Origin of the sequence: Nocardia cyriacigeorgica (assembly GCF_029868385.1) — a bacterium.
GTDB lineage: Bacteria > Actinomycetota > Actinomycetes > Mycobacteriales > Mycobacteriaceae > Nocardia > Nocardia cyriacigeorgica_F.
In genome coordinates this window covers 87,331-108,887 of the sequence record NZ_JARWNX010000038.1, presented here as the reverse complement: position 1 = coordinate 108,887, position 21,557 = coordinate 87,331, and the positions used below count along the sequence as shown (strand labels likewise).

Below are 21,557 nucleotides of genomic sequence, written 5' to 3'. Positions count from 1 at the left end.
ATGGTTACCGAAGGTTTCGTGCGCCGCCCCCGCATCGCGCCACCACGCGCGCCCGGCGGTGAAGTCGCGTTGAACTCGCCGCCGGAGATCCCGCGGCCATTGCCCGCCCCGCTGCTGATGAAGCTGATGCCGGTGGTGATGCTGGTCGCGGTGGTCGGCATGATCGCGATGATGGCGATGATGGGCCGCAACCTGTTCGCCAATCCGATGATGATGATGTTCCCGATGATGATGATCATGTCGATGGTCGGCATGATGATGGGAATGCGTGGCGGCGGCGGCCCGAAGTCGGCGGCCGAACTCAACGAGGAACGCAAGGACTACTTCCGCTACCTCGACCAGATGCGCAAGGATGTGCGCCGCACCGGCGGTAAACAGCTGGAGGCGCTGACCTGGAGCCATCCCGAGCCGATGGATCTGCGCTCGGTGATCGGCACCAGACGCATGTGGGAACGCCGCCCCGCCGACCCGGATTTCGGACACGTCCGAGTGGGGATCGGCAGCCACCGCCTCGCGACCAAACTGGCCCGCCCGGAGACCGGTCCGCTCGAGGACCTAGAACCCGTCTCGACGGTGGCGTTGCGCCGCTTCGTCCGCACCCATTCGGTGGTGCATCAGCTGCCCACCGCGGTCTCACTGCGCGCTTTCCCTGCCATCAACGTCGGTGGCGAGCCCACCGCCGCCCGCACCCTGGTGCGCGCCATGCTGATGGAGCTGGCCGCGTTCCACGGCCCGGATCACGTCGCGATCGCCATCGTCTGCGCCGACCCGGACGGACCGAGCTGGGAATGGGCGAAATGGCTTCCGCACCTACAGCATCCGACCGCACGCGACGGTATGGGCTCGGCCCGGATGATGTACGGCTCGCTCGGTGAACTGGAAACCGCACTGTCGGCCGAACTGATCGAACGCGGCCGGTTCATGCGCAATCCACAACCGACGCAGGGCAGGCTGCATCTGGTCGTGGTGATCGACGACGGATACGTCAACGGCAGCGAACGTCTCGTCAGCGAATCCGGGCTGGACTCGGTGACCGTGCTCGATCTCACCGCACCGGAGGACGGCCTCGCCGTGCGCCGCGGTCTGCAACTGGTGGTCGCCGACGGTGAGGTGAGCGCACGCAGCGCGGCGGGTACCGAGAAGTTCGCCACCGCCGACGAAGTGAGCGTCGCCGAAGCCACCGCCTTCAGCCGCGGCCTGGCCCGCTACCGCATCGCCACCGCCGCCCAGATCGTCAGCCTCGGCGACGAGACCAGGGCAGATCCGGGGCTGATGTCCCTGCTGAAGATTCCCGACGCCGCCCAGATCGAGGCCGCCAAGGTGTGGCGTCCGCGCACCGCACGCGAGCGTCTGCGGGTGCCGATCGGCGTGACTCCCGACGGTACGCCGGTGGAGATCGACATCAAGGAATCGGCCGAGAACGGTATGGGCCCACACGGACTGTGCATCGGCGCCACCGGTTCCGGTAAGTCCGAATTCCTGCGCACGCTGGTGCTGTCGCTGGTCACCACGCATTCACCGGACTACCTCAACCTGGTGCTGGTCGACTTCAAGGGTGGTGCCACCTTCCTCGGTCTCGATCCGCTGCCGCACGTCGCGGCGGTGATCACCAACCTCGAGGAAGAACTCTCGATGGTCGACCGTATGAAGGACGCGCTGGCCGGTGAGATGAACCGGCGTCAGGAACTGCTGCGTTCAGCGGGCAATTTCGCCAATGTCACCGAGTACGAGAAGGCCCGTGCCGCGGGCGCCCAGCTCGATCCGCTGCCCGCGCTGTTCGTCATCGTCGACGAGTTCTCCGAACTGCTTTCGCAGAAACCGGATTTCGCCGACCTGTTCGTGATGATCGGCCGCCTCGGCCGCTCACTGCACGTGCATCTGCTGTTGGCCTCACAGCGGCTGGAGGAGAACAAGCTCCGCGGGCTCGACTCGCATCTGTCCTATCTGATCGGTCTACGAACCTTCTCCGCCAACGAATCCCGCGCGGTACTCGGCATCACCGACGCCTACCATCTGCCCGGCATCCCCGGTTCGGGCTACCTCAAAAGCGATGCCGACGATCCGCTGCGCTTCAACGCCACCTATGTGTCCGGGCCCTACGTTTCGCCGACCGGCACCCGTGAATCCGGTGGCAGCATCGTCGGCGGTCGGTCGCCGGCGGTGTTCACCGCGGGTCCGGTGGAGATCCAGACCAGGATCGAGCCCGACCCGGAACCGGCCGCCCCGCTCGGACTGCCCGAACTGCCGCCGCCGCCCGGCGCGGATACCACGGACAAGGAAGAAGGCCTGCCTGATTCGCTGCTCGAGGTGGTGGTGAAACGCCTGACCGGACACGGACGTCCGGCGCATGAGGTCTGGTTGCCGCCGCTGGAGGAATCACCGACGGTCGACATGCTGCTACCCGACCCGGACTGGCGCTCACCGGTCAACCGGCACGGGCAGCTGTGGATGCCCATCGGCATCATCGACAAGCCCTACGAACAGCGCCGCGATGTCCTCACCGTCGGACTGGCCGGTGGTCAGGGCAATATCGCCGTCGTCGGCGGCCCGCAGTCGGGTAAATCGACCACGCTGCGCACCATCATCATGGCGGCCGCGGCCACCCACACCCCGGAGCAGGTGCAGTTCTACTGCCTGGACTTCGGCGGCGGCAGCATGACCGGCCTGTCCGGTATCCCGCACGTCGGTTCGGTCGCCGGGCGCCTGGACCGCGACCGGGTGCGCCGCACCATCGCCGAGCTGACCTCCCTGCTCACCCAGCGCGAGGAACGGTTCACCGAACTCGGCATCGAGTCGATGGTGGAATTCCGCCGCCGCAGATACGCCCAGCTGGAAGCCGCCGCCAACGGCAACCCACCGGCGCCCGACGATCCGCTCGCCGCCGACCAATTCGGTGACGTCTTCCTGGTCATCGACGGCTGGGCGGCCATGCGCGAGGAGTTCGACACCCTCGAACCGGCCGTCAACGCCATCGCCCAGCAGGGCCTGTCCTACGGCATTCACCTCATCCTCGGCGCTTCCCGCTGGGGTGAGATCCGGCCGGTGATCAAGGACCAGATCGGCACCCGGCTGGAGTTGCGCCTCGGTGATCCGTCCGATTCCGAAATGGGCAGGCGCAGTGCGGCGCTGGTGCCAGTCGGCCGTCCAGGCCGCGGCTTGACCCCCGATGAGCTGCATATGCTGCTCGCGCTGCCGCGTCTGGACTCCGACTCGGATCCCACGACCCTCACCGACGGTGTGGCCTCGGCCAAGGAGCAGCTGGTACAGCTGTGGGGGAGCAGGCGGGCGCCCGAGGTGCGCATGTTGCCGCTGGAGATCCCTCGCGACCAGGTGCTCGCCATCGCCCGTGCGCACGGTGTCGAGCAGAGCGCGACCAAGGTGGTCGTCGGGCTCGGCGAGAACGAATTGGACCCGTTCGTACTGGATTTCGATGCCGAACCGCATTTCATGGCGTTCGCCGACGTCGAATGCGGTAAGACCACCCTGCTGCGCAATATCGCCATGGGCATCGTCGAGAACTCTGCACCCGGCGCGGCCAGGATCATCATGATCGACTACCGCCGCAGTCTGCTCGGCGTGGTCCCCGACGAGCGGCTCGCAGGCTATTCGACCTCCTCGCAGACCAGTGGCCCGATGATCACCGAACTGAGCCGCTACCTGTCCAAACGGATACCGGGCTCCGACATCACCCCGCAGCAGCTGCGGGAACGCAGCTGGTGGGAGGGGCCGGAGATCTATGTGCTCGTCGACGATTACGACATGATCACTGCTGGCACGAACCCCCTGCTGCCCCTGCTCGAATATCTCCCGCAGGCCCGCGACATCGGCCTGCACCTGGTGGTCACCCGCCGCATCGGTGGTGTTTCGCGCGCCCTCTACGACCACGTCCTCGGCGGTATGAAGAACCTGTCCGTCGACGCGCTGATCATGAGCGGCCCCCGCGACGAGGGCAAACTCATCGGCGACGTCCGCCCGGCCAAACTCCCACCCGGCCGCGGCATCCTCGTCTCCCGCACCCGCGGCCAGGAAATGGTTCAGCTCGCCCACCTACCGCCGCTGTAGACGGCCTTTCGTACCGGACGCCATCGAGCGCCCGCGTATCGGGCGGCGCGCAGGTCGGCCGGTCCGGCGGCTGATGTCATCCGTGGACCGGGGTGAACACCGGTGCGCGATCGGACCGGACCGGCGCCCACGAATCGGTGCGGCGCTCGAACAACGCCCGCGACGGACCCTCGGCGGCGGGCCCGGCGATACGGGCCAGCCGGAACCCCGCCCGGTGATAGTAGGCATGCAGATCGGTGTTGGTGGTCCAGGCGTCGAGCCGCACCCAGTCCCGGCCGTATTCGCGGGCCAGGTCGGCGGCGTGCTCCAGCAGCCGGCCGCCGACCGCGCGCCCCGCATAGTGCAGGTCGACGATCATGTAGTGCACGATCACGGCGTCGGAGAGTTCCGCCGGGTTCCAGAGACCTTGGTCGGCACGATCGTTCACCGTGATGGTGCCAGCGGGTCTGCCACACACCTCGGCGATCCACGTCTCGCCCGCATCCATACAGTGCCCCACCGAGCGGGCGAAGATCTCGATCGGCAGGCCGCGGCCCGCCACCGTCCACTGGTCCGAGCCGCGCGCGCTCAACCACGCGGTGCGCTGTACCCGGAGTCGGCAGATGGTTCCGAGGTCGCCGAGGACCGCGGGCCGGATGACCACGGACATGGCTACGCGATGCCGGGGCGATAAGAGCTGCCGAGCGCCCGCCGGATCACGTCCGTACCCTCCTCATCACCCAGTTCATAAGCCAGTCGATTGCGGGTGGCGATGGAACGATGCCGTGTCGCGCGCGTGACACGTTCGTGATCGGCGCCGATCCGAAGATGGTCGAGCAGAATGGTTCCGGTGGCGACTCCGAGCACGATGGCCTCCTCGGCGGTTGCGGGCCGGGCGACGACGGTATCCCGATGCGCGGTCTCGGCGTGACCACGGTCGGCCAACCGGCGAGTCGTGCCCTCGGGAATGTCGTGGGGTGAGTCGATACCGGTGGCCTCGGCGAGATCACGCGGATAGAAGCTGACCTCCCAGGACCACGGTTCGTTGTCGAGATACTGGACGACGGTACGGGCAAGCACCCAGGAATCGGCCGGAACGCCCAGCCACTGGGCGACTTCCGTACCGGCGGGCTCCATTCGGGCACTGAATTCCTTGGTCGGTTCACGTTCGGCGGCGCGCGCGATCTCCTCGAATATGTCATGTGCCGACCGTGGACGATCCGGTCGGATATGATCGGTGACCACGGATTCGAGTACTTCCTGGTTTCGAACCAGCGTTCCCCGGGAAGTAGCTGTGTAGACAAGATTTTCGGTGACCAGAACCTGAATTGCGTTGCGCGCGGTAGTGATCGACACCTGCATCTGATCGGCGAGCTCGGCATGACTCGGCAGTCGATCACCCGGCTTCCATCTGCCTGCGCGGATCTCCTCGCGGAGGAGGTCTGCGATCCGGTGATACGTCGGACCGTCCGCCATCTTGCTCCTCGGTTGGTCGTGCAGGTAACGAAGTGTACACTTTTCGGCCCACTACGGCCCGATTACGCTTGACAGTGGTATTCCGAGGTTTATTGTAATGAACGTACTGATCCGGTGTTGTGCGGCGATGACGGCGAGGCAACCGTGGCAGGTTCGGATACAACAGTCGTAATGGCTCTTCCCGGCGCTCAGCGAAGTGCCGATCCGGTGGCGCAGACCCCGATCTCCGGGCCGCTGCCGACCTCGGATCTTCTTGTCAGAGCGTGCCGTGGGCACCGCGTTATCGGCGGTCAGCTGCTCTGGTACGCCCGTGACCTGGCGATACTCCATGAAAGACGGCTGGTCGGGCGGGGTGGCTCGATCGACACCCGGCCCGCGACCGTCGTCGAAATCGAGCGCCGCAGAGGCGAATTGGTGCTGGCGATCGACGACTGGGTGGTGCGTAACGTCCCTCAGCACCGGATGGGCGCCACCCTGCATACCGAGACCATCGGCGCGGTGATCGACCGGCTGGCCGAATCATCGGTCCGCGCTCATCACGCGTTGATGACCCTCGACGCGCACGACGATCTCCTGCATATCGCCTGGCATCATCTGGCCGAACTGGCCGACGCCTACGACGACCTGGTCCGCGATGTGCTGGCCGGGCGGCGCCGACTGCCGGAATGGTGAGCTGACGGGGCGGCTCCGGTTGTCAGCCGGCCGCCGCCCGTATCAACCCCGGTACCTGCGGTGATCGGTGGCGAAATCGTCCGCGACCGTGGCCGCGAGTTCCACATACGCCCGTTTGGTCTGCTTGTGTAGCCGGTGCAGATCGATCTCCGCGCCCTCCGACATATGCGGATCGAACGGGATGATGTGCACCGCGCGGCAGCGTGACAGGAAATACTCACGCAACTGCTGGATGCCCACGTTCGGCGAACCGGCGCGCGGAGAGTTGATCACCACCACCGCGTTTCGCACCAGATGGTCATGGCCGTGCAGCGACAGCCAGTCCAGCGTCGCGGCGGCACTGCGGGCGCCGTCGATCGCGGGGGAGGAGATCAGCACCAGCGAATGCGCCAGCTCCAGCACACCCGCCATCGCCGAATGCATCAGACCGGTGCCGCAGTCGGTGAGGATGATGTTGTAGAACCGTTGCAGAATCCGCGCGACGGAGCGGTACTCGTCCTCGTTGAACGCCTCCGACGCCGCCGGATCTCGTTCGCTGGCAAGCACTTCCAGTCGGCTGGTGGCCTGCGAGGTGTGCCTGCGGACATCCGAATACCGCTGGATCGAAGAATCCAGCAGCAGATCACGCACCGTCGACCGGGTCTGGAGCGGCACTCGCTGCGACAGGGTGCCGAAGTCCGGGTTGGCGTCGACGGCGATCACCCGGTCGCCACGGATCGAGGCGAAGGTGGAGCCGATACCCATGGTGGTCGTGGTCTTACCGACGCCGCCCTTGAGCGAGAGCACCGCGATGCGGTAATCGCCGCGCACCGGCTGCCGGATCCGAGCCACCAGCTCCTGAAGCCGGCGCTCCTCGGCCGACATCCCCGGATTGATGGCGCCGCCGGACACATGGTGCACGGCCTTGCGCCAGCCCGAGCCCGCCGCCTTCTTGGTCGCGCGGCCACGGATCGGCACATTGTCCAGCGAAGGGGACTGCCCCTGACCGCCCTGCCACTGCTCGGGCGGCGGTCCCTGATCTGCGGGCCCACGCCACTGCTGCTGCGGTGGTCCCGCATGCTGAGGTGGCACCGGATGCTGAGGCATCGAAGGATGTTGGGGCGCCCCATGCGACGGTGTGGAGTGCGGTGGAACCGGCTGCTGGACCGGTGCCTGCGCAAAACCGTGCGGACCCGGCATCTCGTCGCTCGGGGCTCGCATGCCCGCTTGATCATGCGGTCCCGGTCCAGGTAGCGGCGGGGAGTCGGGGCCCGGGGCGACCGGACTCTGCCACTGCGGAGCCTGCGGTGGCAGCGGCCGACCTTGCTGGTCGGCGGGGGGCTGTCCGGTCTGCCACTGTTCCTGCACCGGGTTCGGTTCGCGGGCCGGACCGTCGAAGGTGCGCAGCGGCTGGGCCGCCAATGCTGCTCGCAGGGCGGCATCCGCACCCGATTGCGCGGTGCGCCGCTGCTGTTTCGGCGCTTGACGCGGACCCGGCCCGGTGGTCGGTGCCTGCGGAATCCGATGGTCGAAGCCCGATGTGTGGGCGGAGGGCCCGGTCTGTGCTCGATCCGCGGTCGGGTTGTACGGCGGCACCGGGGCGAACGGCGGCCGTACCTGCTGCTCAGGCGGTTGCGGAGGTACCCCGGCACCGACGGCGGCCTGGTTCTCGGGGGAGGTGGGCGGTGGCGCGCCCTCGGACGTCAGCCGGTGGCGCCCACGCGTGACCGATGCGGCACTGTCCGCCGCGTCGAAGCGGCCGTCGGGGGCGCGGTTCTCACCCCCGAGCTGTTCGGCGGGCCCGGTCTGAGCGGCGTGGATATCGGGGCGGGCGGCTGCCACTGCGGGGCCGATCCGATCCGGTGGTTCGGGCTGGGAGATCGGTGATTCGGGCGTCGGCGAACTGGATACCGGATGCACCGTTGGGGCGGCGTCCGTGTGGGCCGCCTGCGCTGTCGTCGCGGGGCTGATCCGATCCGGCGGCGCGGGCTGGGAAACCGGTGGTTCCGGTGGCGGCGAACTCGATACCGGATGCGTCGCGGGCCCGGTGTTCGAGCCGACCTGTTGATCGTCGGTGCGTGCGCTCGCTGCCGAATCCTCGGTCGGCACGACCGAGGGCGAGTCGCTGGCAGCGATTACCGATGCCGATTCCTCAGCCGGGGCGACCGGCGACGAATCGGTCGTCGGGGTGGCCGGGGGAGCGACGTTCGCGGAAAAAGCCGGTGCCGGATCGGCAGTGGGTGCGGGAGCCTGCACGTCGGATTCGCTGGGCGCGGGCGGCAGGTCCGGCAGCCGTTGGATCGGCTGTTGAGCGGTGGGCTCGGGTGCGTGGGGGGTGGCTCCGAGCCATGACGGTGGCGCGTCGGAGCCGGTGGTCGGATCGCTTGTGGTGGACCTCGACGCGGAATCGACGGCGCGGGAATCGGTGGTCTTCGACGGCGTAGCTGTCTCGGCGGACCGCTCCGCGATCTCCGATACCGTCGGCTCCGGTGCCTGTCCGCCTCCGGTCGCCGCCTGCCCACTCTCGGTCGAAGGCTGCTTTTTCGCGGGCGGTGCTTGTCCGCTGTCGGCGGCGCGGTGGGGGCCGTCCAACCAGGACGGAGGTTCGGTCGCGGTGGGCGTCGGCCCGGCGACCGGCTCGCGATCCGTGGATCGCGGTTCCTCAGCCGTCGATGCGGATTCCCCCTGTTGGACATCGGCCTGTGGGAGTCGAGTACCGGATGTCGGTGGTGCGGGCAGGGGCAACCGTTCGGGCGATGCGGCCGACTCTGTCGCCGAGCGGCCCTGCGCCGCGGCTCCCTCGGACGGCTGCTGTTCGGAGAGGGGATCGTCGAGCCGTGCATCCGGCGCCGAGTCGGCCGGAAGCCTGGTGGACCGATCATCGCCTACCGGCGAGACGGGCTCGGCCGCACGCGCTCTCTCGGAGTTCGGCTGTTGCGGTGGGGTGCCCGGCGTCTGTTGCGGGGCGACCGGAGTCTGCGGCCGGGCAACCGGTGCCTGCTGCGATGAGACTGGTGCCTGCGGTGTATTCGGGACTTGCGTTCGGGTGACCGGCGCCTGGGGCGCGGGAGCGTGAGCCTGCGGTGTGTGCGGCGGGGCGACGGGGACCTGCGGCGCGGAACCATGGTCCTGCGGTGGCGGCACCGGAGTCTGCGGCGGGGCGAGCGGGACCTGGGGTGTGGAAGCATGGTCCTGCGGCGGGGCGACGGGGACCTGCGGCGCCGAGGCATGGTCCAGCTGCGGGGCAAGCGGGGGCTGCGCGGATGCACGGTCCTGGTGCGGCGCAGGGCTCTGCGGAGTAACCGGTCCAGGATGCGGCGCAACCGGGGCTTGTGGCGGCGGCGCTGGCAGGTCCGGGCGCGGGCCCAGATGCACCGTCGCCTCGGTCGAGATGGGCGCCCGGTCGGGCGGCGGCTGGGGTGGGCGCGGGCCGAGCGGCCGGAATTCGGCCGATGGTTCGCTCGGGGTGCGTGTGGGCAGGTTCGCGGGCGGGCGGTCGCCGGTCCGCGAAGGTCCTTGCTGCCAGGAGTTGTCGGGGGCGGGGCGGTACGGCTGCTGGGCGGGACCGGGCTGATACGGGTCGGCCGGCCGGGCGTCGGGGGAGCGGTCGGACGGCGCGTAGTCGGCCGGCGTCGGGTGCTGCGCGGGCGGCGGCGGGCTCTGCCACCGATCGGCCGACTGATCGGGCTGCTGTGTCGACCACTGATCGCCGGGGCGCGGCGCGGGTGCGGCCGATTCGTCCGCCTCGTGGCGCTCGTCGACGGGCTGATCGTCGTTCTTGTCCCGGCGCCAGCCTTTGCGGCGCTTCTCCTTGCGTGGACCAGGAGCTTCGGAGCGCTCGCTCTCCGGGGCGGGTCGCTTGAAGCGGCCACGCTTGGGTGCGGGGGTGTCCTCGATCAGATCGTCGTGCGGGAGGTTCTGGACCGGTGGCGCTTCGTAATCGATCTGCTGGCCGACCTGGGTGACCTCACTGTCGGAGAGCCACGGTGGCAGCATGGGGAGGCCGTCATTGCTGCGGCTCACGCATCCCCCTCCTGATGTGCTGGACCTCGGACAGCGGTCAGTTTACGCGACAGCCGGGTCCCCGCGTGGGCCAGGCGGCGCCGGATCGACCCGCCGAACAGGCGCTGGCGTGCCCGCCGTCGCCGAGCCTCGACCGGCGCAGATATTCGCACTGCTGGGAAGGTCGGCGGTGCCGGGTGCCGGGTGCCGAGCGAGGCTCCCGATACGCCGTTCGGGGCGCGTTTTGCCCGATCGAGCGCCTGCCGGTAAGCTTGAGCGGCGGTGCACCTATGCGCCGACTGTTCGCGTGCGATCGGTCAGAACTCCTGGTAGTTCACCACCGGCCGGTTTCATCAGAGCAGTTACCACCAATCAGACCAGGTTGAGCATAACCGGGATCGCGGAGGACATGGCGAAGAAGGACGGGGCCATCGAGGTCGAGGGTCGAGTTGTCGAGCCGCTGCCCAATGCGATGTTCCGGATCGAGCTCGAGAACGGGCACAAGGTTCTCGCGCACATCAGCGGCAAGATGCGGCAGCACTACATCCGCATCCTGCCCGAGGACCGCGTGGTCGTCGAGCTCTCGCCCTACGACCTGTCCCGCGGACGCATCGTATACCGCTACAAGTAAATCGAATGGGCGATCTCTGCTCACGGAGAGCGTTCGCCGAGGTCGATTGACTTGGTGTTTTGTGGGGGTGCAACCCCCACACCCCGCCCGGCGGGCTTCGCCCCCGGACCCCTGCGGCGGGTGGCAGCGATCCGGAGGCGCAAGGCTTCCCCAGTCGTCAGACTGGGGAAAAACTGTGTTCACACCCAGGTGCGAACACCGACAAGATTGGACGGACGTGAAGGTTCAGCCGAGCGTCAAGAAGATCTGCGAGAAGTGCAAGGTGATCCGCCGTAACGGTCGGGTCATGGTGATCTGCGAGAACCTGCGCCACAAGCAGCGTCAGGGCTGACACCAGCCAAGCACCGAACGCGGTTTCGGATTGGCACACCAAAGAAAGGGGCGAGCGCGACTCGCCCGCGAAGAACTCCCAGCTCCAGCCGTGCACTGTGGAAATTCGGGTTCACCCCCGAGGTGCGCGTGCCAACCCCCGGTACGGAGGCCGGGGCCCCGCCACGACGAGGGGACGGACAGGGAGCAGACCTCCGCAACGATTAAGGAACTGCCACATGGCACGTCTCATGGGCGTCGACCTCCCGCGCGAAAAGCGCATGGAGATCGCACTGACCTACATTTTCGGTATCGGCCGTACCCGCGCCAAGGAAATCCTGGCGGCGACCTCGGTCAGCCCGGATCTGCGGTCGAAGGATCTCACCGACGACGACCTGACCAAGCTCCGCGACTACATCGAAGCGTCGGAGTTCAAGGTCGAGGGTGATCTGCGCCGTGAGGTGCAGGCCGACATTCGTCGCAAGATCGAGATCGGCTGCTACCAGGGCCTGCGTCACCGTCGCCACCTTCCGGTGCGCGGCCAGCGCACCAAGACCAATGCGCGTACGCGCAAGGGTCCGAAGAAGACCGTCGCCGGCAAGAAGAAGTAGGGATAACCGATGCCTCCGAAGTCACGGGCCTCCGGCCCCAAGAAGACCCAGAAGTCGCGTCGCCGGGAAAAGAAGAACGTCCCGCACGGCCACGCGCACATCAAGTCCACGTTCAACAACACGATCGTGTCGATCACCGACCCGTCCGGCAACGTCATCTCCTGGGCGTCCTCGGGCCACGTCGGTTTCAAGGGTTCGCGCAAGTCGACCCCGTTCGCCGCGCAGCTCGCCGCCGAGAACGCTGCCCGCAAGGCGCAGGAGAACGGCGTCAAGAAGGTCGACGTGTTCGTCAAGGGCCCGGGTTCGGGCCGCGAGACCGCGATCCGCTCGCTCCAGGCCGCTGGCCTGGAAGTCGGCACGATCTCCGATGTCACCCCGCAGCCGCACAACGGCTGCCGTCCGCCCAAGCGGCGTCGCGTCTAACGGGAAAGGAAGGTAGACCACAATGGCCCGTTACACCGGACCCGCAACGCGTAAGAGCCGTCGCCTCCGCGTCGACCTGGTCGGCGGCGACCAGGCGTTCGAACGTCGCCCCTACCCGCCCGGCCAGCACGGCCGCGCGCGGATCAAGGAGAGCGAATACCTGCTCCAGCTGCAAGAGAAGCAGAAGGCTCGCTTCTCCTACGGCGTAATGGAGAAGCAGTTCCGCCGGTACTACGAAGAGGCCAACCGCCTCAAGGGTAAGACCGGTGACAACCTGCTTCGCCTGCTCGAGACCCGGCTGGACAACGTCGTGTACCGCGCCGGTCTGGCGCGTACCCGTCGCCAGGCCCGCCAGCTGGTCAGCCACGGCCACTTCCTGGTGAACAACCGGAAGGTGGATGTTCCCTCCTTCCGCGTCACCCAGTACGACATCATCGATGTCAAGGAGAAGTCGCTGGGCACGCTGCCGTTCCAGGTGGCGCGCGAGACCGTCGGTGACCGTCCGGTCCCCGGCTGGCTCCAGGTCATCCCTGGCCGCCTCCGCATCCTGGTCCACCAGGAGCCCGAGCGCGCCCAGATCGATGTGCCGCTCCAGGAACAGCTCATCGTCGAGTACTACTCGAAGTAACCGGCAAGCTGTGCCGCTGGTGCGTGATCGCCCATACCGGGCGATCACGCACAACCCCTGAGACGAGGCGTCAAATAGCGGGCGCCCAAAAAGGAGGATGATCCACATGCTGATTTCCCAGCGTCCGACCCTGACCGAAGAGGTCGTGGCGGAGAACCGCTCGAAGTTCACCATCGAACCCCTCGAGCCGGGCTTCGGTTACACCCTCGGCAACTCGCTGCGCCGTACCCTGCTGTCCTCGATTCCGGGGGCTGCGGTGACGAGCATCCGCATCGACGGCGTTCTGCACGAGTTCACCACCGTCCCCGGTGTGAAGGAAGATGTCACCGACATCATCCTGAACCTCAAGGGTCTGGTCGTGTCCTCGGAGGAGGACGAGCCGGTCACCATGTACCTGCGCAAGCAGGGCCCGGGGACCGTCACCGCCGATGACATCGTCCCGCCGTCCGGCGTCGTGGTGCACAACCCGGACATGCACATCGCCACCCTGAACGACAAGGGCAAGCTCGAGATCGAGCTGGTCGTCGAGCGCGGTCGCGGTTATGTCCCGGCGGTGCAGAACAAGGCGTCCGGTGCGGAAATCGGCCGGATCCCGGTGGACTCGATCTACTCTCCGGTGCTCAAGGTGACCTACAAGGTCGAGGCCACCCGTGTCGAGCAGCGTACCGACTTCGACCGGCTCATCCTGGACGTGGAGACCAAGAACTCCATCAGCGCCAGGGACGCGCTCGCCTCGGCGGGTAAGACCCTGGTCGAGCTGTTCGGTCTGGCCCGTGAGCTGAACGTCGAAGCCGAAGGCATCGAGATCGGCCCCTCGCCGGCCGAGGCGGATCACATCGCCTCGTTCGGTCTGCCGATCGAGGATCTGGACCTGACGGTCCGGTCCTACAACTGCCTCAAGCGCGAGGGTGTGCACACCGTCGGCGAGCTGGTCGCACGCACCGAATCGGATCTGCTGGACATCCGTAACTTCGGCCAGAAGTCCATCGACGAGGTCAAGGTCAAGCTGCATGCGCTCGGCCTCTCGCTCAAGGACAGCCCGGCCTCGTTCGACCCCTCCAGCGTGGTGGGTTACGACGCGGCCACCGGAACCTGGTCCGACAGCGGCAATTTCAGCGACAACGATGGCGGCGAGCAGGACTACGCCGAAACCGAACAGCTCTAGGCTGCTGGGGTAGGCGCCCCGGAACGGCCTCACACAAGGAGAACCAACAATGCCCAAGCCCAAGAAGGGTGCCCGCTTCGGCGGGTCGGCGTCGCACCAGAAGGCGATCTTCGCCAATCTGGCCACGGCGCTCTTCGAGCACGGTCGGATCACGACCACCGAGGCCAAGGCCAAGGCGCTGCGCCCGTATGCCGAGAAGCTTGTCACCAAGGCGAAGGGCGGCACTCTTGCCGACCGTCGCGAGGTGCTCAAGGTGATCCGCAACAAGGATGTCGTGCACTCGCTGTTCGCCGAGATCGGCCCCTCGTTCGAGGGTCGTGAGGGCGGCTACACCCGCATCACCAAGACGCTGCCCCGCAAGGGTGACAATGCGCCGATGGCGGTCATCGAACTGGTTCGCGGCGAGACCGTGACCAGGGAAGCCGATCGCGCTCGTCGTGTCGCCGCGTCCAAGCAGGCCGAGGCGCCCGCCGCCGAAGCCACCGAGGACAAGGCCGCCGAGGCTGTCGAGGAGACGACCGAGGCTCCCGAGGCCGAGGCCACCGCGGACGAGAAGGCCGACGACAAGGCGTGATTCGTGGTCCCGGTGCTCCGGGACCCGTATGACGCATTGAATTCGCCGAACCAGCCCGCCTACCCGTTCCCCGGGTGGGCGGGCTCGTTCGTTGTCGAGGAGAGGGCCGTGAGCGGGCAGGATTCGAACGAGGTCGAGGCCGCGGAGACCACGCGGTACCGACTCGACATCAGCTATGACGGCACGGATTTCATCGGCTGGGCCCGGCAGCCCGGCCTGCGCACGGTGCAGGGTGTGCTGGAGGAATCACTGGGCAAGGTGCTGCGCGAGACCGTCCAGTTGACCGTCGCCGGACGTACCGATGCGGGTGTGCACGCCGAGGGTCAGGTCGCGCATTTCGATACCGTGGCCGAGATCGACACCGGCAAGTTGATCCATCGTATGGCCCGCTTCCTGCCGAAGGATGTGCGCATCAAGGACATCCGGGTGGCACCCGCCGACTTCGACGCCCGATTCTCGGCCATCCGCCGCCACTACGCCTATCGGCTGACCACGGCCCGCTACGGTGCCGAACCGCTCCAGGCGCGCGGCGTTGTACCCTGCCGTCCCGAGGTCGATCTGCATGCCATGCGGGCGGCAGCGCGAAACCTGCTCGGGCTGCATGATTTTGCTGCCTTCTGCCGCAGGCGCGAGGGCGCGACCACGGTGCGTGAACTCCAGCGATTCGAGTGGACCCGCGAGGGTGATCTGCTGACCGCCCATGTCAGCGCGGACGCGTTCTGCTGGTCGATGGTGCGCAGTCTGGTGGGCGCCGTCCTGGCGGTAGGGGAGGGGCGACGCACGCCCGAATGGACGGCACAGCTGTTGAACGAGCGCAGCCGCTCCAGCGCTGTCACGGTGGCGCCGGCGCACGGGTTGAGTCTGATCGCTGTCGACTATCCGGCCGACGCCGATCTGGCGGCACGCAATGCGCAGACCAGGGAACTGCGCACGGTGCCCGTCGAGGGCGGTTGCTGCGGTAGCTGATCGTGCCACGGAAATAAACTTGCCCGCACCGTAGTTCGCTCCGGGTATGACAATCGAGGGACTCGGACGATTCGGTGCATGGCGCGGCTACACGGGCTTCACTCCCGAGGATGCGAAGGAGCTGGAAGAACTCGGCTACGGCACGCTGTGGCTCGGTAGCTCACCGCCGGCCGAGCTGCCGGTGGTCGAAGATCTGCTGGCGGCCACCGAGACGCTGCATGTCGGCACCAGCATCGTCAATATCTGGACGGCTCCCGCGGCAGAGGTCGCTGCCTCGTTCCACCGCATCGAAGCGCGGTTCCCCGGCCGCTTCCTGCTCGGAATAGGTGCAGGTCATCCCGAGTTCAATGGCACCTACCGCAAGCCTTATGACGCACTGGTCGAATACCTCGACGAGCTGGACGAGGCCGGTGTGCCGCGCAGCCGCCGCGCCCTGGCCGCGCTCGGTCCGCGAGTGCTGGAGCTGGCCGCCGAACGTAGTGCCGGCGCCCTGCCGTATTTGGTTCCGCCCGCTCATACGGCCTTCGCCAGGGAAACCCTCGGGCCCGCCGGGCTCGTCGTCGAACACAAATTCGTGCTGGACGAGGACGCCGACCGTGCCCGTGCGACGGCCCGCCCGCCCCTCCAGGTGTATCTGGGCCTCGGCAACTACGTCCGCAATCTGCGCAAGTTCGGTTTCACCGAATCCGATGTCGCCGCCCCCGGTAGCGATGCCCTTGTCGATGCTCTCGCGGTGCACGGTTCGGCGGCCGCGGTAGCCGAGCGGCTGCGCGCCCACCTGGACGCGGGCGCCGACCATATCGCGGTCCAGCCGCTCGGCTCCGACTACCTGGCCGATCTGCGCGCACTCGCACCGGAGCTGATCCGTCCGGCCTGAGCGCGACGTCGGGCCGGGTGGTCCGGCCCGACGGGTCAGCTCGAACCGGCCTCGATCGTCTTGGGACCCGAACCGCCGCTGCTGATCTCGATGCGGCGGGGCTTGGCCCGTTCGGCGATCGGCAGGGTCACCGAGAGGACCCCGTTGTTGTAGGCGGCGTTGATGTTGTCGGTGTCGATATTGTCGCCGAGCGACAGCTGGCGCATATAGGTGCCCGCGAAGCGTTCGGAGGCGATCCATTGGACGCCTTCGTCGCTGGGTGCGGTGCGCTGTGCGCGCAGGGTGAGCGTGCCGTTGTCGACGCTCACATCGACCGAACCGGGATCGACGCCGGGTAGATCGGCATTGAGGACGTAGTGGTCGCCTGCCTTGAACAGATCCATCGGCATGAAGCGCGGAGCGCGCGTGGTACCGGTCTCACCGAGCAGCTGGCGGGCGACGGTATCGATGTCATGGAACGGATCGAACCTCAGCACAGCAATCACCTCCCGTTTTCCTGTACGACGGCGATCGTCACGGCGACGGTCGCCGGAAGCTGTGCACCTCCAAAATTAGCACTCTCTACCCGAGAGTGCCAGATTTCGCGGCGATCGTCCTAAGGGAAAGTTAGGAACCGTCCGAGCCGCTTCCGTTCACCCTGTGACTGCCGACACAGTGGACTCCGATGGCGCAATGCCGCGCCGATAGAGGAGGGTCCAGGTGACAACGACACACGCCAGCGGTGAACGGCGAGTAGTGGCGAACGTGCTGCGCGGATCGATCGGCAATCTGGTCGAGTGGTACGACTGGTATGTCTACGCCGCGTTCAGCGTCTATTTCGCGAAGGCTTTCTTCCCGGACGGTGATCCGACGGCCCAGTTGCTCTCGACGGCGGCGGTTTTCGCGGTCGGCTTCATCATGCGCCCGATCGGTGGCTGGGCGCTGGGCCGATATGCCGATCGCTTCGGCCGCCGCGCGGCGCTCACCCTGTCGGTGACGGTGATGGCGGCCGGTTCGCTGATGATCGCGCTCACACCGAGTTTCCAGACCATCGGCATCGCGGCGCCGGTGCTGCTGTTGCTGGCGCGACTGTTGCAGGGGCTTTCGGTGGGCGGCGAATACGCCACCAGCGCGACCTATCTGTCGGAAGTGGCCTCGCCTGGGCGTCGCGGGTTCTACTCCAGCTTCCAGTACGTGACGTTGGTCGCCGGTCAGCTCACCGCGCTCGGTGTGCAGATCGTCTTGCAGCAGATCCTCACCTCCGACCAGATGCACAGCTGGGGTTGGCGGATTCCGTTCGTGATCGGCGCCGGTGGTGCGATCGTGGTGATGCTGCTGCGGCGCGGGATGGACGAATCGGAGTCGTTCAAGGCCGTCGCGGACGAGGCGAAAACCACCACCGACGCGGCGAACGGCACCCGCGGTTCGCTGCGGGTTCTGCTGCAATACCCGCGGGAATGCCTGCTCGTGGTCGGCCTGACCCTCGGTGGCACGGTGGCGTTCTACACCTACACCACCTATATGCAGAAGTTCATGATCAATACCTCCGGTATCTCCAAGGACACCGTGGCCTGGATCAACTTCATCGCGCTGCTGTTCTTCGTGGTGTTGCAGCCGCTGGCCGGTGGTTTGTCCGACCGGATCGGTCGACGCAAACTGCTCATCTTCTTCGGTGTCTGCGGAACGCTGCTGACGGTGCCGATCATGATGGTGCTGTCGCAGACCACCAACACGTTCGCGGCCTTCGGGCTGATGATGGCCGCGCTGGTGATCGTCACCGGCTACACCTCGATCAATTCGATCGTGAAGGCCGAGCTGTTCCCGACCAAGATCCGCGCGCTCGGCGTCGGCCTGCCCTACGCGCTGACCGTCGCGATCTTCGGCGGCACCGCCGAAATGATCGCCCTCGCGCTCAAGAAGGCGGGTCTGGAATCGCTGTACTTCTTCTACGTCGCCGGATGTATCGCCATCTCGCTGATCACCTACTACTTCATGCGGGAGACCTCGGCCGAATCCACCATCGACGCCGAATCCACCGTCGACGCCGGTCCGGCCGAACCGGAACGGGAGATGGCCGCCGTGCGTGGCTGACCGAACCGCACACGCGCCGATCCTGCTGTGGGAGGATCGGCGCGTGCGGCTGGCGGTGGTCGAGGACGACGACGGCGTAGGCGATGCCCTGGTGGAGGCGCTCACAGCGCGCGGCTACCGGGCCGAACGCATGCGCCGCGGGGCCGATCTGCTCATCGCCCACCGTGACTACGACGCCGTCATTCTCGATCTCGGGCTGCCCGACGCCGATGGTTTGCAGATCCTGCGTCAACTGCGTGAGGTCAGTGCGATGCCGGTGCTGATCCTGACCGCGCGCAGCGATGAACGATCCATCGTGCGCGGGCTGCGCGGCGGCGCCGACGACTATGTGGTCAAACCGCCGCGGATCGCCGAACTCATGGCGCGGCTGGAGACGGTGATGCGGCGCGCGGCCGTGGTGGCGCGGCAGGAGCGGACCGAGGTCGTGACCGGTGACGTGCGGGTGGACCTGCGCGCCAGGGTGGTCGAGGTGGCCGGTGCCCCGATCGCGCTCACCCAGAAGGAGTTCGAGCTCGTCGAGGTGCTGGTGGAACGGCCTGGTTCGGCGGTGAGCAGACAGCAGTTGATGGATCGGATCTGGGGCGATGCGTTCGTCGCGGTCTCCCGATCGCTCGATGTGCACATGACCGGGCTGCGGGCGAAACTGAACCGACCCGGCCTGATCACCACGATCCGCGGCTACGGGTACCGGTGGGGCGAATGATGCGGGTCTCGGGCGGGCCGAGAGCGCGGTGGCTCCGCGACTCACTGACCGGGAGGCCGGGATGCGCCGCCGCCTGCTGGTAGTTCTCACCGTCTTCGCGGCCATCGCCGTGCTCGCCTTCGCCATCCCGCTGTCGCTGACGGCGGCGACCAGTCGCACGCAGCACCTGGTGCTCGGCCGCTCCGGCGATGCGGAACGCTTCGCCACCCTGGCCGATGGCGTCGGGTCGACCGGCGGCGTGCAGGCCCTCGCCGACGAGGTCGGGCGCTATCACCAGTTGTACGGGGAGAACGTGCTGGTGGTGGACGCGCGCGGGGCGCCGATCGTCAATGCCGGGGTCGATGTGAGCGATCCGCGGATCATGGGCGCGGTGGCGGCGGCGCGGCGCAATCAGCGTCCACAGCAGGTGGATCGGTTGACGCCGTGGAGCGATCCGGTGATGCTCATCGCGCGTCCGGTCGGTACCGGTGTGCAGGTGAACGGCGCCGTGGTGATCGAGGCGTCCACCTCGGCGGCGCGGGCGGCGATCGCGCGGGTGTGGGCCGTGATCGCGCTCGGTGCGGTCGGTGCGATGGCGGTGTTCATCCTGTTGGCCCTCGTGCTCAGCCGTTGGGTGCTGCGTCCGCTCGCCGCGATGTCGGAGGCGGTCGCCGATCTCACCGCGACACTGCCCAAACCCCGGCCGGACGCGCCACCGGTCGCCACCGGCGAGCCGTCGGCCGCGCCGATCACCCGGAGGTACGGCGGACCACCCGAGGTACGCGCCCTGGCCGAATCGGTCGATGCGATGGCCGCCGCCGTCGCCGATTCCGCCGACGCGCAACGTCAACTCGTCGCCGATACCGCGCACGCCATGCGTAACCCGTTGGCGGCATTGACGATCCGCCTGGACTCGCTCGGTGCGGCCGTCCCCGAACGCGCGGCGGCGACTTTCCGTGGCGCGAGCGCCGAGGTCGACCGGCTGACCGCACTGCTGGACGCGCTGCTCGAATTGGCGGTCGCGCAGGCTCCGGTGGCCTTCGGCGCCGCCGCACCCGCCGACGATCGCTGCGATGCCAATCAGGTGGTGGCGGACCGGATCGACTCGTGGATATCCGCGTTCGACGCGGCGGATATGCGGTTGTCCGCCGGGGAGGCCACCGACGATGCTTCAGCACTCACCGAAGCGGCGATCGGTTCGGCGGCGCTGGCGCAGATTCTCGATGTGGCGCTGAGCAATTCGTGCCGATACGCGGGCTCCGGCGCGCATACCGTCGTCGACGTGCTGGCCGAGCCCGGCTGGGTGATCGTCCGGGTCGCCGATGACGGGCCCGGCGTCGAACCGGACGAGATCGATAAGCTCACCTCGCGGTTCTTCCGCGGCTCAGGGGCGGTGGCCGGTGGTACCGGTCTCGGACTGTCGATCGCACACGCGTTGACCAAGACCAGGGGCGGCACGTTGACGGTGGAGCCCGTCCGGCCACACGGTCTCGCCGTCGTGATCCGCCTGCCGGAGGTAAGCCGATGAACGGCCCGTCGATATCACGACGCCGCGTTCTGGCCTTGGCCGCGCTCGCGTCGGCGAGTGTTTTCGGCTGTGCCACGAACGACCGGACGACGGTGCGGCTGGCGTCGGGCGAGGACGGCGGCTTCTACTTCGCGTTCGCGCGACTGCTGGCAGCGACGGCCGCGACCGAATCCGATGTGGTCCGCATCGAACCCGTGGAAACCGCCGGCTCACAACAGAATCTGGCAATGCTCGCCGAAGGCACCGTCGATACCGCGCTGGCCTTGGCGGATTCGGCGGGCGATGACGGTGGGCGAGTGCTGGCGCTGGGGCGGGTGTACGAGAACTATCTCCAACTGGCCGTGCGCACGGACGGAACGATCGAGGAGGTCGCCGATCTGCGCGGGCGGCGGGTCAATCTCGGAGCCGAGGGGTCGGGCGCCGCGGTGACGGGTCGGCGGCTGCTGGCGACCGCCGGTCTCGATCCCGCGGTCGATGTGATCGTGGAACATCGCCCGCTGCGGGAGGCGGCGCAGGCGCTGACCGACGGCTCGATCGACGCGCTGCTGTGGGCCGGTGGTGTGCCGACGTCGGCGCTGACCGTGCCGGACACCATGCGTCTGGTCGATCTGGGCGCACTGGCCGGGCCGATGCGGCAACGATACGGCCCCGTCTACGACCTGGTCGCGATTCCCGCCGATGCCTATCCGGGCAGTCCGGCGGTGCAGACGATCGGCGTGGCCAACCTGCTGCTCGCCGCCGCGACCCTGCCCGACGAGGCGGCGGCGGCGATTGTCGAACTGCTGGTCTGGCATGCCGATGCCCTGGTGCCCGCCGAGGCCGCGGGCACCCAGTTCCTGGACGGGCGATTCCTGATCGGCACCGGAACCGTGCCGCTACATCCCGGTGCCGCCGAGGTCTATCGGCGCTGGCACGGCTGAGCC

19 protein-coding genes are annotated in these 21,557 nt (G+C 67.7%); 15 read left to right on the top strand and 4 right to left on the bottom strand.

Features of this window, described 5'->3' with window-relative positions; translation table 11 throughout:
- Positions 1-4,062 carry a type VII secretion protein EccCa gene (gene eccCa / locus QH168_RS08835; protein ID WP_280234036.1) on the top strand — a complete coding sequence of 1,354 codons (4,062 nt, stop codon included), beginning with the start codon at positions 1-3 and terminating at the stop codon, positions 4,060-4,062.
- A 76-nt stretch (positions 4,063-4,138) separates the two neighbouring features.
- Here eccCa and QH168_RS08830 read toward each other — a convergent pair whose 3' ends face one another.
- Both QH168_RS08830 and QH168_RS08825 read right to left on the bottom strand, forming a co-directional pair.
- Positions 4,139-4,711 carry a GNAT family N-acetyltransferase gene (locus QH168_RS08830; protein WP_280234035.1) on the bottom strand — a complete coding sequence of 191 codons (573 nt, stop codon included), beginning with the start codon at positions 4,709-4,711 and terminating at the stop codon, positions 4,139-4,141.
- A 2-nt stretch (positions 4,712-4,713) separates the two neighbouring features.
- Positions 4,714-5,517, bottom strand: a complete 804-nt coding sequence (locus tag QH168_RS08825) for a GntR family transcriptional regulator (protein ID WP_280234034.1) — start codon at positions 5,515-5,517, stop codon at positions 4,714-4,716.
- A 171-nt stretch (positions 5,518-5,688) separates the two neighbouring features.
- Between QH168_RS08825 and QH168_RS08820 the strand changes: the two genes are divergently transcribed.
- Complete coding sequence (locus tag QH168_RS08820) at positions 5,689-6,189, top strand: DUF4254 domain-containing protein (RefSeq protein WP_280234033.1); 501 nt, start codon at positions 5,689-5,691, stop codon at positions 6,187-6,189.
- A 42-nt stretch (positions 6,190-6,231) separates the two neighbouring features.
- Here QH168_RS08820 and QH168_RS08815 read toward each other — a convergent pair whose 3' ends face one another.
- Positions 6,232-10,191, bottom strand: a complete 3,960-nt coding sequence (locus QH168_RS08815) for a MinD/ParA family ATP-binding protein (RefSeq protein ID WP_280234032.1) — start codon at positions 10,189-10,191, stop codon at positions 6,232-6,234.
- Positions 10,192-10,579: 388 nt separating this feature from the next.
- Between QH168_RS08815 and infA the strand changes: the two genes are divergently transcribed.
- From infA to QH168_RS08770, 9 genes are all read left to right on the top strand, one after another.
- Positions 10,580-10,801, top strand: a complete 222-nt coding sequence (infA, locus tag QH168_RS08810) for a translation initiation factor IF-1 (protein WP_003418601.1) — start codon at positions 10,580-10,582, stop codon at positions 10,799-10,801.
- Between the two features lie 217 nt (positions 10,802-11,018).
- Positions 11,019-11,132 (top strand): 50S ribosomal protein L36, encoded by a 114-nt coding sequence (gene rpmJ, locus QH168_RS08805; RefSeq protein WP_003938068.1) that lies wholly within the window; start codon positions 11,019-11,021, stop codon positions 11,130-11,132.
- A 217-nt stretch (positions 11,133-11,349) separates the two neighbouring features.
- Entirely contained in the window at positions 11,350-11,721 is a 372-nt protein-coding gene (gene rpsM / locus QH168_RS08800) for a 30S ribosomal protein S13 (RefSeq protein ID WP_014349146.1), read from the top strand.
- A 9-nt stretch (positions 11,722-11,730) separates the two neighbouring features.
- Entirely contained in the window at positions 11,731-12,144 is a 414-nt protein-coding gene (gene rpsK, locus QH168_RS08795; RefSeq protein WP_014349147.1) for a 30S ribosomal protein S11, read from the top strand.
- 22 nt (positions 12,145-12,166) lie between these two features.
- Positions 12,167-12,772, top strand: coding sequence for a 30S ribosomal protein S4 (rpsD, locus tag QH168_RS08790; protein ID WP_163826185.1), 606 nt, complete (start codon positions 12,167-12,169; stop codon positions 12,770-12,772).
- A gap of 106 nt (positions 12,773-12,878) precedes the next feature.
- The gene (locus QH168_RS08785; protein WP_014349149.1) at positions 12,879-13,937 is read left to right on the top strand and encodes a DNA-directed RNA polymerase subunit alpha; all 1,059 of its coding nucleotides are present in this window, start codon (positions 12,879-12,881) and stop codon (positions 13,935-13,937) included.
- Between the two features lie 49 nt (positions 13,938-13,986).
- Complete coding sequence (gene rplQ, locus QH168_RS08780; protein ID WP_280234031.1) at positions 13,987-14,511, top strand: 50S ribosomal protein L17; 525 nt, start codon at positions 13,987-13,989, stop codon at positions 14,509-14,511.
- Between the two features lie 108 nt (positions 14,512-14,619).
- On the top strand, positions 14,620-15,477 hold the full coding sequence (gene truA / locus QH168_RS08775; RefSeq protein ID WP_280234030.1) for a tRNA pseudouridine(38-40) synthase TruA: 858 nt from the start codon (positions 14,620-14,622) through the stop codon (positions 15,475-15,477).
- A gap of 46 nt (positions 15,478-15,523) precedes the next feature.
- Positions 15,524-16,354, top strand: coding sequence for an LLM class F420-dependent oxidoreductase (locus QH168_RS08770; protein ID WP_280234029.1), 831 nt, complete (start codon positions 15,524-15,526; stop codon positions 16,352-16,354).
- Between the two features lie 35 nt (positions 16,355-16,389).
- Here the strand turns inward: QH168_RS08770 and QH168_RS08765 are convergent, their stop codons facing one another.
- Complete coding sequence (locus tag QH168_RS08765; RefSeq protein ID WP_280234028.1) at positions 16,390-16,830, bottom strand: Hsp20/alpha crystallin family protein; 441 nt, start codon at positions 16,828-16,830, stop codon at positions 16,390-16,392.
- 223 nt (positions 16,831-17,053) lie between these two features.
- On the opposite strand from QH168_RS08765, the gene QH168_RS08760 reads away from it, so the two are divergent.
- The 4 genes from QH168_RS08760 to QH168_RS08745 all read left to right on the top strand — a co-directional run bounded on the left by QH168_RS08760 (position 17,054) and on the right by QH168_RS08745 (position 21,554).
- Complete coding sequence (locus tag QH168_RS08760; RefSeq protein ID WP_280234027.1) at positions 17,054-18,424, top strand: MFS transporter; 1,371 nt, start codon at positions 17,054-17,056, stop codon at positions 18,422-18,424.
- Between the two features lie 43 nt (positions 18,425-18,467).
- Complete coding sequence (locus QH168_RS08755) at positions 18,468-19,127, top strand: response regulator transcription factor (protein WP_280234122.1); 660 nt, start codon at positions 18,468-18,470, stop codon at positions 19,125-19,127.
- A 61-nt stretch (positions 19,128-19,188) separates the two neighbouring features.
- Positions 19,189-20,634 carry a sensor histidine kinase gene (locus QH168_RS08750; RefSeq protein ID WP_280234026.1) on the top strand — a complete coding sequence of 482 codons (1,446 nt, stop codon included), beginning with the start codon at positions 19,189-19,191 and terminating at the stop codon, positions 20,632-20,634.
- Positions 20,631-21,554 carry a TAXI family TRAP transporter solute-binding subunit gene (locus QH168_RS08745; protein ID WP_280234025.1) on the top strand — a complete coding sequence of 308 codons (924 nt, stop codon included), beginning with the start codon at positions 20,631-20,633 and terminating at the stop codon, positions 21,552-21,554. The genes QH168_RS08750 and QH168_RS08745 overlap by 4 nt, the downstream gene beginning before the upstream one ends.
- Positions 21,555-21,557: the final 3 nt, after the last annotated feature.

Bases quoted from the DNA above. Each gene is read 5' to 3' on its own strand.
- eccCa (WP_280234036.1), top strand. From the start codon at position 1: ATGGTTACCGAAGGTTTCGTGCGCCGCCCCCGCATCGCGCCACCACGC.
- QH168_RS08830 (WP_280234035.1), bottom strand. From the start codon at position 4,711: ATGTCCGTGGTCATCCGGCCCGCGGTCCTCGGCGACCTCGGAACCATC.
- QH168_RS08825 (WP_280234034.1), bottom strand. From the start codon at position 5,517: ATGGCGGACGGTCCGACGTATCACCGGATCGCAGACCTCCTCCGCGAG.
- QH168_RS08820 (WP_280234033.1), top strand. From the start codon at position 5,689: ATGGCTCTTCCCGGCGCTCAGCGAAGTGCCGATCCGGTGGCGCAGACC.
- infA (WP_003418601.1), top strand. From the start codon at position 10,580: ATGGCGAAGAAGGACGGGGCCATCGAGGTCGAGGGTCGAGTTGTCGAG.
- rpsM (WP_014349146.1), top strand. From the start codon at position 11,350: ATGGCACGTCTCATGGGCGTCGACCTCCCGCGCGAAAAGCGCATGGAG.
- rpsK (WP_014349147.1), top strand. From the start codon at position 11,731: ATGCCTCCGAAGTCACGGGCCTCCGGCCCCAAGAAGACCCAGAAGTCG.
- rpsD (WP_163826185.1), top strand. From the start codon at position 12,167: ATGGCCCGTTACACCGGACCCGCAACGCGTAAGAGCCGTCGCCTCCGC.
- QH168_RS08785 (WP_014349149.1), top strand. From the start codon at position 12,879: ATGCTGATTTCCCAGCGTCCGACCCTGACCGAAGAGGTCGTGGCGGAG.
- rplQ (WP_280234031.1), top strand. From the start codon at position 13,987: ATGCCCAAGCCCAAGAAGGGTGCCCGCTTCGGCGGGTCGGCGTCGCAC.
- QH168_RS08770 (WP_280234029.1), top strand. From the start codon at position 15,524: ATGACAATCGAGGGACTCGGACGATTCGGTGCATGGCGCGGCTACACG.
- QH168_RS08750 (WP_280234026.1), top strand. From the start codon at position 19,189: ATGCGCCGCCGCCTGCTGGTAGTTCTCACCGTCTTCGCGGCCATCGCC.
- QH168_RS08745 (WP_280234025.1), top strand. From the start codon at position 20,631: ATGAACGGCCCGTCGATATCACGACGCCGCGTTCTGGCCTTGGCCGCG.